Genomic DNA, 9,860 nt, shown 5'->3' with positions numbered 1-9,860 from the left:
ACGCAATACTACGACTACCTAAGCAAGCATTAGCATGTCTCCGGATTTAGGGGGTCTAACCGAAAGCGATCGAACGAGTGAGTTTTTAGTGAATAGAGCTGCTCAACGAAAGTGTATAAGACGCCTAGAACGCCGGTTTTGCAGGATACTGAGAGGATATGATTACACCTGGCTGGTCTCCTGACGGGGAATGGTTTCGTTACACTCACCTGCAGATTAAGACGATTATCTATATGAATATTAATAGGCAAAAGCCTCTAGCAATACACTCTGAATGAGTGGTGCTGGAGGCTTTTTAATTATATTTAGATCTTCTGCGGCTGTATGACTATGGATTGATCCACTCTGCATGCTGCAGCATCCGCTTGATCATGATGGCAGCCTGAGCGCGAGTTGCATGGCGATCCGGCATGATGCGGCCGTTCAAAAGGGCTTCGACACCTTGAGCAAGATGGAAGTGATTAGCCCTGCCACCGCCATTAAGGCTATGGAGATGAAACACAAGCTCACCAATGGTAGTACAGGCGGCTATACGCATTATGGGCTGGAGGAGATTAAGCTACGTGAGGCTGCGCGAGAACGGGCCATCACAGCAGCGATTCTACAGTTTGTCCCGATGGAGCAGCATGATGCTGTGATCGAGCTCATGGAAACTGTGACACGGGAGTATTACGAGTCCATCGGCTTGGGTGAAGCCTACGCGCAGCAGGTGGCAAAAGAGGCAATGGAAGATCATGCGTAACGAAGAGGAGAACGCCGTGATGGACGTTCTCCTTTGTTGGCTTGGTGGAGCGTGTTATGTGCTGTGATGGAGCGGATGAAGCATAGTCATAACGGAGCGGCTTTCTAGGAATCGATTAAGGAAGCTGTCGCCGTTGGCATTGATCAGTTTTTACAGCATCTCCAGTCGGGAAGAGCACAAGTGAATACGGTACCTGACTTCGAAAAAATGGTCAAGCTTGGGCTTCTTATGTGTGGGGAGCCTACCTAGCGATCAGAAGTCACGACCGATATCAGGATGCATGAAACGCAGTTGGAAGCAATTATAAACACACCAGAGTTTGAAGCAATTAAAACCAGATTGGCTGAACAAATGAATAGAATAAATGAGGAGAACTAGCTGGAATCGATGGGAGAACGCCTGTGATGGACGTTCTCCTGTTTGGCTTGGTGAAGCAACGTGTGGGAAGCTGTGATGGAGCAAATAACTCTAGAGTCCTCATTAGAATGAAAAAATGCTTTCCTCCACTTGTGCCTCAGGATGAACCCCAACCTTTGTAGCAAGATGTTTATCACTAATTGTACGCCAAATTCGCTTAACTTCCTCAAAATCCTCGTAGCAGCAACTCTTAAATTTCTTCCCACTCGCGCAGCCACAACCATCGTTACGTCCTAATTCATTATATTTTCTGAAATGAGTCGGATCAGTAGTAAATAGCTCCCAAACTCTTTTGTCCTGTTCATAAAAGAAAATTTCCTTTTTCAGTGTCGATCCACCTACTCTGCCTGAATCATATCCTACGTAAACAGCAGAAGGAGAACTCCATTCAAAATGAGGCATTGCTTCAAGCAATGGAGATTTTTCTCGACTAACGCATTTTTTATAGGAATTGTTGATGATAATCTTATTTATTAAACTCACTTCTTCCGCATTAAGTATGCTCAAAGTGTCTGGATGAATAAACTCAGGTTTTCGACCATGATATAAAACAATGTAGTATTGACTGGAAAAAGGCACTAAAATCATGACATCCTTCAAACCTAAGTGCCTATTGCTGATGTTGCCGAACCTACTTTTAATCCGTAATGCAGCAGTTGATATATACTGGTCGCTAAGCAAAAAATGCCCTTTATCACTCTTCAGAATCGCAAAATTGTAATAATCTTTAATCGAATTCCCCAAATCATTGATGTACTCTGTCTTCGTTAATTTATTAAGCAGCATCGAAATACGGGCTTCTTTTCTCGAAGTTTCATAAGCAAATTCATGTAGTAATGCCCCGCTCCGATAATAATATATTACAATGGCATTTAGATATGATTGAACATGCTTTTTAATTGAATGAATCGTTCCCTCGCCGCTTTCGTACAAAGTAACTAAACGCAAAGCCTCGATAATCGCAGGACCGTAATCACTTTCTACTTCCTGAAAAAACTTCTCTAACTGATTTCGAGCCAAATCTGGATGTTCGTATGTAAACCGCTCAGACATAGAATTTCTGTAGTGAGTCGGATAAGGACCTTTGTTTTCTTCCAACAACACCTCAAAAACCTTTTCGTTAAAAGCAAAATGTTTTAATACACTCTGTGGTATATAATGCTGGTTTTTAACAACATCACTCAATATTATCCCCTCTTATAGCGTTTTTTAACTTCTCTAAAAGGTATATTTTTGGCTTGCCGATGGCTCAGTACATTATTTCCAAAATTGTGATCGCTGGAGGACTTCTTTATAAATCCTTTCAACGATTTTGTTAACCCAGCATTTTTATGAAGTCACTTAATTTAAATTGTTGTAAAATATTATCTACATAACTCTTATCTAAATCCTTACCACTATTACTTAAAAAGTAGCAGCATTGATTGGAGTCCTTATCAAGCACAAATACATGAGGATAGCCATTGAGTTTTAAAGTATATAATGAGTTTGATGCCGGCTCCTCATAGTATGAATCAGGAAAAATAGGACTCACTAAAATTATAATGTTTAAGTATAAAGATTCTTTTGTAATCTTAAATACAAATTCATTAAGTTTCATTAACACTTTTGCATATGCCCGTCTCATTTCTAAAGGAGTGGAAACTTGCAAAATACTATTTTTCATTTCTATAAACAACTGATATTCGTCTGCTTGGTGCCTTTGAATTTTTTCCTCTAACTTTTCGATTGATTCGGGACTTCTCAAATATAATTCTAACAGATTTGCTGCATGAGCTAATTTTTCGGTACCCACAAATGTTTTGTCACAGTTTTCCACGATATTATCAATGAATTGTTTATCAATATCATATTGACTGTATCCCATACGTTTCATTTCGGGATAAACCATAATATAATGATGAAAGCTATTATTGATTGATCCAATTACTTTATGCATATAAGAATTCATTTGTATCATATTGTAGCTCTGAATGTAAGGATATCCCACTAAATATGATTTCGCATGAAGCAATTCATGAATATACACTTCTTCTCTATTGATTGCAGAAGAGTGAATATCAATTTGTATAATCTTTTTTTGGGGATCATAACTTGAAGTACCTAAATCACTAGAAGTATTAATTTCTTCTGAATTTGAAAATCTTACATCAATTCCCTTTTGTTTAGCTATTTCAACAACATCTTTAAATAGTGAAAGCCTCTCTATTTTTTCATTATTAATCAAAAACTCTCCCCCCCTAATATCTATATCTTAAATTTATTCACGACGCCCTACCGACCAGAAGCAGGCAATGCGGATAGGTTCGCAGTGTTGTCCTCCCGACTCTGTGTCTCTGCCAATTGCTCCTGAAGTACCAAGGAATCGTTAGGCTCCGCAAACCTTCATCTCCAGAAGCAATGTTCTCGACATACCACAATTATACCATTGAAATGGAAAGCTTTGTCGTAAACAATTCATCCTTAGTGGGGTGATTATCTTTCTATAGCACCTTCCTCCACCGCTTTTACAGTTCTATCGGCCCTTCTTGACATCACAAGTTTTTCGCCGTCACTTATGGTACGGCTCCCCAATTAATCTAATCACCCGAAAACCGTTCCATCAACAGCAACACCCGCATCAACTGATACGGGTATGCCACGCGGCCGAAGGTGAGCTTCTTATCGACGCAGAAGTTGCCTAGCGAGAAAACGAAATTCGTTGCACGATGTTCGACTTATCCGATTCTGCTGGCTTCTTGAATGTTCTTCCACGTAAATTAATTCAAGTCTCCAAATATAGCATCAGTGAGAAATGCGAGTTTTGGTTTAGCTTCCTTTATCTCAGCCTCTGTCATGCCATTTAATATTACAAAGACTTTAGTTCCCTCATAAAAAGTCATCGCTAGCGTTTGGCATTTGAATCCGTCAATTTCACTGAATTGGTATGTAAAAATATCAGGATTGCTTCCTTGTAATTTAGTATTCCAATGCTTTTGTTCTAACACTAAGAGATCGGATGATCTTTTGTTAAATTCTGTTCCTTTAGGATCATCTTCGTGATTAAAAATTGTTGAGACAACAAAACAACTGCCTTTAAAAACTTCTTTATATTCGTAAAAATATAATGCTCGTGTAATGGCCTCGAATGAATGTCTTAACTTATTAGTATCAACGGTTATCCAAAGAACAGGAAATTCTTTGTTTTTCAGTTTGAAACTAGTTTCTTTTTCAATCTTTATTATTTTGGGATTACGAAATCTACTACGACTGACTTTCGTTGCGGTATGAACATAAGCCACAAAATTATTACCTACTTTGCCACTTAAGTTGGCCATCAAATATTCATCTAAGTTAGACTTATTCATGTTATGTTCATCACAAGAAGGGACAGTTATCAAATTATTTCTAAATGATTTATTTAATACATCTTTCACGTCTTTCTCCTCGGGAAACAGGCATTTAGGTGGAACATGCTCCATTGAAGTAGTCTCCTTACCACACCAATAACATATTGCACTGCCCATAATTATCACTCCATTGATTAACAATAATAATAAACGTGTATGTTTTATAGTGTTTTTCAGCTGTTTCGGATAACGTTACTGTATTACTAACGCCTGCCGATAGTCGGGTGTGTGCGGCTGAATCTATTTCCATCTGCTGAAATGCCTCTTCAAATGCCTGTCGACTTTTATCAGGCCTAGGGTACACACGCCCGATGCGTGAAGTGCGGTGTTAGACAATATATTTGCACTTCATTTGAGTTAACTTACAAAATAATTCCTCGATTAATTGCTCTATATGCTCTTTATGTCCTTCTTCATAGAAGTAAATGTTACCCGACTCATGTACCAAAAATTTCAATACTTCAACAATATCTAGTCCTAATGATGGTAATCCCGTGATATTAAGTGACCAACCCAACGGCATAAAGTGTATAAACTTATTTCTTAATTCGTTTAATTCATTGATTGATGTATTTATTTGCTTTGTCGAAACAAAGATTTGGCTATGTGTAAATTGCTTCATCACATCAGATTGAATTTTTTCAAAAAGATTTGTAAAGTTATCCATCTTCGCCTTAGGATACCTACTGCCTTTTCTGTATGCCTCAAGCCACTTATTAGCGTGATCTGGTTTCATTACAGACAGTGAATTACTCCCTTTCAATGCCAAAATCATAAATGCTTGAAGGCAATTATGTAACGAAATAAGAAACCTCCTGCTCTATAACATTCTACCCTCTCTGATACTCTCAGATGATGAGTCAAGTACATGAATTATTATATTATGTGAAGTTAGTTTCTTCCTGGATTATTTTCAAACATTCTCTTATAGTCATCCCTTGTCATGAATCGACGTGGAACAATTTCGTTTTCTAATGCCTTACTCCATATGCACGACACCTCGTCAAAAGTAATTAAACTACATTCAAGCATCCGATCAGAGTACTTAAGAATTACATCAGCAAGCAGTGCATAACACATTGCAACTGGTTGAGGCAACGTTAATTGTCTGTTCTTGTATTCACCTTCATATACAAGAAACTCTTGTTTTCTTAGCAAATATGAATATGCCAAAGATCTATACGTTCTATGATTTAGTCTTGATAAATCGGAATAAATATTCCTATATGCCCTAGAAATGCTTTCGCCTGCTGTATTAGCAATAAAATTTCGAAAAACTCTATTTGGTATTACCTTATTATTATACCAATTATTCAAGTGGCTATCTTTATCCTTATCCGAACTGGAGAAATAAGTAGCTAGATCAATTGTTTCGATGACATCTCTAAATAACCTACAGGCTAGCCTATGACGTCTAGAATTAACTAACTCAAGGCAATCTTTTATTGTCTCTACTCCATCGACAAAGAGCATCCATACTGCCTTCTCAGATGATCGATCATCCCGTGGATATTTGCCATTCTTCTTCATTAGGAATTCAAAAAGTTCACTAACTAATACTTCCGCTTCTCTAGCAAACTGATCTTGAGCCTCATATTCATATGGATTTTCGTATGCTTCCTGAGGGGAACGTCCCCAAATAAAACTTGTCATTAAATTCCCCCTTTTATAAGAAACGTCCATTGATACTACTGATACTTAGATCGATATTTCTAAACTGAACCGTTACTCTACTAAAGAGATTATCGATGAATTAGCTGCTTGAGAACAGGGTGAATGTATGGCGAACCGAACTTTCTACCCCGATTTTTCGCCGTCACTTATGGTAGGGTTCCCCCCGATTAATCTTAAACGCCCTATAAACCTGCTCCAACACAAGAACCTTCATCATCTGATGAGGATAAGTCATCCGCCCAAAAGACAACTTCTTGTCCGCCCGAGCCAGTACGGCGCGAGACAACCCTAGCGACCCGCCGATAACGAAGGCGACGGATCCACCGCCGTAGATGGCCTGCTTGTCCAGGTGGGCGGCGAGCTGCTCGCTCGACCATGTCTCTCCCTCAATAGCGAGCGCGATGACATGCGTATCGGGCTTGATAGCCGCCAGGATGCGCTCGCCCTCCCGCTCCTTCACCTGCTCTGCCTCGGCGGCGCTCATGTTCTCCGGCGCCTTCTCGTCCGGCACCTCGCGTAGATCCAGCTTAGCGTAAGCGCCCAGACGCTTCGAGTATTCGGCTACCGCGTCGTTCCAGTATTTTTCCTTTAATTTGCCTACCGTTATTAGTTGTATCTGCATCGCTGTGCAAGCTCCTTCGTGAACCAAGGGACCGGCGCCGCGATCGCGGACATGCACGGACGGCCCTCGCCTTTGTTTATTAAAGCTATTGTAGTCGAACTAACGGTTCGAAGTCGACCAGCCGCCCTTTCGCGACAGCGTCTTCAAGCTCCGGGAACGCAAAGTCGCCCGATTTTCTCAAAAAGAGATTCAAATCGGGCTGTTCGAGGTATATGGAGGTACACCGTTAGACCATCCTATTGCCAAGGAGGAGAGAAATCATGGCTCAAGATGTTCTGTGCGAAGTGAATTCCTGCAAGTACTGGGCGGCAGGCAACAAGTGCAATGCTTCCTCTATCTATGTTGTCAGCCACCATGGCAAAAAGGCGAGCAACTCGGGAGAAACGGATTGCAAAACGTTCGAACCTAAAGTGTAATTAGCACCACTTGGGCAGCCGAGCCACCGGCTGTCCTTTTGCTTGCTCCCTTATATATTAACCAATAATGATAATTATTATCAGATATTCGGAAAATTTTTTCTACCCTCTTATATCCGGGCCGCCGCAAGGCGAACCGTCCAACGCTCGGCACATCCGGCGCAGCACGGCTCGCCAATCAACAGGTCCGTCTTAGACGACCAAGAACTCCGCTGCGTCCTCGCAGAAGTCGCATTTTCTCGGCGGATCCCAATCCGCGAATTGCGTTTCCTTCAGGTCCACCACATCCGGCGCATCTTCGTATTCGTCGACGAATCGTTCCAAGGCTTTTTCAATATCCGGTTTGCATACACAATACATACGGTTTCGCTTCCTATTCTACAGTTAGTCTAGTCACATAACGGCTTTCTCCAGAATAGCAGATCAAGCAGCCCCGTGTGAAGCACAGTCATCAAAGTTTAGCTTCTCTTTACTTCCTCACATGCGTTCTTGCCGCCCCGGGCCGGTAATTCAGGATAAGCACCAGCTGCTCCTGCATATAAGCCGGTTCGTATTGGAATCCGCCCTCGATCCAGTGAAAGACGAGTCCCATAAGAGCGTTCATGGAATACGCCTGCATCAGCTCCCGATTGATCGGATCCGTCGTCTCGTGCTCCAAGTCCTCGTTCGATATCCTCTTTACTGCCGAGAACATCTTTTCTTTGACCATGGGCAGCACGTCGCTCTGGAACAGGACCGTATAAGCCTCCCGTCGGCTATAAATATGCTCAAACAGCTTTACCGCGGTTGCCGGCATCTCCTCCACCTTAAACAGCTCCACCTGATCGTACGGCGCGCGGAACGCGGCAATCAGCTCTTCGATCAGCTCGCCCAGCACCTCGTCCAACAGTGCTTCCTTGTTCTCGTAATGCGTGTAGAACGTCCCCCGGTTGTAATTCGCCGTCTCCATGATTTCCGTGATGGACACTTGAGAAAAGCTTTTGCCCGCCATCAGCGACAGCAGCGCCTCCTTCAGCGCCAGCTTGCTCCGCAAGACGCGGCGATCGACCTTGGTTTTCCCCATATGCCGCATCCTCCCTTATTTTCCTTCAAAAAGTATTCAACAATTCCCATCGCATTGTCTATTATCGAACAAATGAAAGCGGTTTATATATGGTTTGCCCCAAATTCATTATAGTATAATAACCTCAACAGATGTGCTTTATTGTACAGCTGTTGAATAATTATTTTCTCCTACGTATCAGTCACTAGCAACAGCGCATACTAACCAAAATTCGAGGAGGAACCACTTATGAAGCTTCAAAATAAAGTAGCCGTCGTCACAGGCGCGGCATCCGGCATGGGCAAGGAAATCGCGCTTCTTTTCGCGGCCGAAGGCGCCAAAGTCGTCGTCTCCGACCTTAATGTCGAAGGAGCAGGCAAAGTCGTCGAGGAAATCACTGCGCAAGGCGGCACGGCCGTCGCAGTCGCCTCCAATGTAGCCAAAGAAGAAGACGTTCAAAACCTCATCGATTCCGCGGTCAACGAATACGGTACGCTTGATATTCTGATCAATAACGCAGGTATTATGGATAACTTCGTGCCTGTCGGCGATTTGACGGATGAGCTGTGGGAACGCGTCTTCGCGGTGAATACAACCGGACCTATGCGCACGATCCGCAAGTCGCTGCCGATTTTCCTGGAGAAGGAATCCGGCGTCATCGTCAATATTGCATCCGCGGGCGGTCTGTTCGGCTCGAGAGCCGGCGCGGCTTATACCGCCGCGAAGCATGCCGTGGTCGGCTTGACGAAAAACGTCGGCTACCAGTACTCGGTCAAAGGCATTCGTTGTAACGCCATTGCTCCGGGCGGCGTTGCGACGAACATCGGCACATCCATCAATGCGCCGAACGAATTCGGCATGGGTCGTGCCATGGCAGGCATGGGCATCAACCCTCGTACAGGAACTCCAGAGGAGATTGCCAAAGTAGCTCTGTTCCTCGCATCCGACGACTCCAGCTTCGTCAATGGCACGGTCGTGACGGCAGACGCCGGTTGGACGGCATACTAAGCCAAGCAGCATGAAGTGGGCTGAGCGGTACGATTGGTACCTCTATCCCCTTCACACATATGACTCCGCCACACCGTGTCCTAATGGGGCACGGTGTTTCTTATTCGCCTCAGACTGTCAAAACAGCATCTCCCACCGTTCCTATATAGATGCAACCACTCAGTTACTTAACTATCCTACTCTCACGTGGTCCTGCCACCATTTGACGCTTTTCAGCAACATTTGCTCTCCCCATACAACACTTGTTAGGACCGGGTGGCCGAATATAGTGGAGAAATCCGCCATATTATGCCAGACTAGCACTCGGTGACCATTTATAGCGGAGTATCCACTATATTGCGTCAGTCCGGCGTCGGGTCGTCGATTATAGTGGAGAAATCCGCTATATGATGCCGGGCTAGCACTCGATGACCAATTGTAGCGGAGAAATCCACTATATCGCGTCGGGCTGGCGTCGGGCGGCCGATTATAGTAGAGAAATCCACCATATTATGCCGGGCCAGCACTCGATGACCATTTATAGCGGAGTAATCCACTATATTGCGGCAGG

The 9,860-nt window shown here is 43.2% G+C and carries 11 protein-coding genes; 3 read left to right on the top strand and 8 right to left on the bottom strand.

What is annotated here, in order from left to right:
• Positions 1-349 precede the first annotated feature (349 nt).
• Positions 350-742 (top strand): hypothetical protein, encoded by a 393-nt coding sequence (locus PAT3040_RS09780; RefSeq protein WP_108992474.1) that lies wholly within the window; start codon positions 350-352, stop codon positions 740-742.
• A 480-nt stretch (positions 743-1,222) separates the two neighbouring features.
• On the opposite strand, the gene PAT3040_RS09775 is transcribed toward PAT3040_RS09780, so the two are convergent.
• The 6 genes from PAT3040_RS09775 to rlmH form a co-directional block, all read right to left on the bottom strand.
• The gene (locus PAT3040_RS09775; protein ID WP_181376534.1) at positions 1,223-2,344 is read right to left on the bottom strand and encodes a DUF4238 domain-containing protein; all 1,122 of its coding nucleotides are present in this window, start codon (positions 2,342-2,344) and stop codon (positions 1,223-1,225) included.
• Positions 2,345-2,474: 130 nt separating this feature from the next.
• The gene (locus tag PAT3040_RS09770) at positions 2,475-3,386 is read right to left on the bottom strand and encodes a hypothetical protein (protein WP_108992472.1); all 912 of its coding nucleotides are present in this window, start codon (positions 3,384-3,386) and stop codon (positions 2,475-2,477) included.
• Positions 3,387-3,918: 532 nt separating this feature from the next.
• Positions 3,919-4,575, bottom strand: a complete 657-nt coding sequence (locus PAT3040_RS09765; RefSeq protein ID WP_146200395.1) for a hypothetical protein — start codon at positions 4,573-4,575, stop codon at positions 3,919-3,921.
• A 301-nt stretch (positions 4,576-4,876) separates the two neighbouring features.
• Complete coding sequence (locus PAT3040_RS09760) at positions 4,877-5,317, bottom strand: hypothetical protein (protein ID WP_146200394.1); 441 nt, start codon at positions 5,315-5,317, stop codon at positions 4,877-4,879.
• Between the two features lie 122 nt (positions 5,318-5,439).
• Positions 5,440-6,201 carry a hypothetical protein gene (locus PAT3040_RS09755; RefSeq protein ID WP_108992469.1) on the bottom strand — a complete coding sequence of 254 codons (762 nt, stop codon included), beginning with the start codon at positions 6,199-6,201 and terminating at the stop codon, positions 5,440-5,442.
• Positions 6,202-6,364: 163 nt separating this feature from the next.
• Entirely contained in the window at positions 6,365-6,844 is a 480-nt protein-coding gene (rlmH, locus tag PAT3040_RS09750; RefSeq protein WP_108992468.1) for a 23S rRNA (pseudouridine(1915)-N(3))-methyltransferase RlmH, read from the bottom strand.
• Positions 6,845-7,104: 260 nt separating this feature from the next.
• On the opposite strand from rlmH, the gene PAT3040_RS09745 reads away from it, so the two are divergent.
• A complete protein-coding gene (locus PAT3040_RS09745) occupies positions 7,105-7,260 on the top strand; it encodes a DUF1540 domain-containing protein (protein ID WP_087568469.1) in 156 nt (51 codons plus the stop codon).
• Between the two features lie 192 nt (positions 7,261-7,452).
• Here the strand turns inward: PAT3040_RS09745 and PAT3040_RS09740 are convergent, their stop codons facing one another.
• Both PAT3040_RS09740 and PAT3040_RS09735 read right to left on the bottom strand, forming a co-directional pair.
• The gene (locus PAT3040_RS09740) at positions 7,453-7,620 is read right to left on the bottom strand and encodes a CxxH/CxxC protein (protein WP_087568470.1); all 168 of its coding nucleotides are present in this window, start codon (positions 7,618-7,620) and stop codon (positions 7,453-7,455) included.
• A gap of 109 nt (positions 7,621-7,729) precedes the next feature.
• Positions 7,730-8,323 (bottom strand): TetR/AcrR family transcriptional regulator, encoded by a 594-nt coding sequence (locus tag PAT3040_RS09735; protein ID WP_108992467.1) that lies wholly within the window; start codon positions 8,321-8,323, stop codon positions 7,730-7,732.
• 228 nt (positions 8,324-8,551) lie between these two features.
• On the opposite strand from PAT3040_RS09735, the gene PAT3040_RS09730 reads away from it, so the two are divergent.
• Positions 8,552-9,310, top strand: coding sequence for an SDR family oxidoreductase (locus PAT3040_RS09730; RefSeq protein ID WP_108992466.1), 759 nt, complete (start codon positions 8,552-8,554; stop codon positions 9,308-9,310).
• Positions 9,311-9,860: the final 550 nt, after the last annotated feature.

Origin of the sequence: Paenibacillus agaridevorans, assembly GCF_003112455.1 — a bacterium.
Taxonomy (GTDB): domain Bacteria; phylum Bacillota; class Bacilli; order Paenibacillales; family Paenibacillaceae; genus Pristimantibacillus; species Pristimantibacillus agaridevorans.
The sequence above is the reverse complement of the archived record's forward strand: the minus strand, read 5'-3'. Positions and strand labels throughout refer to the sequence as shown.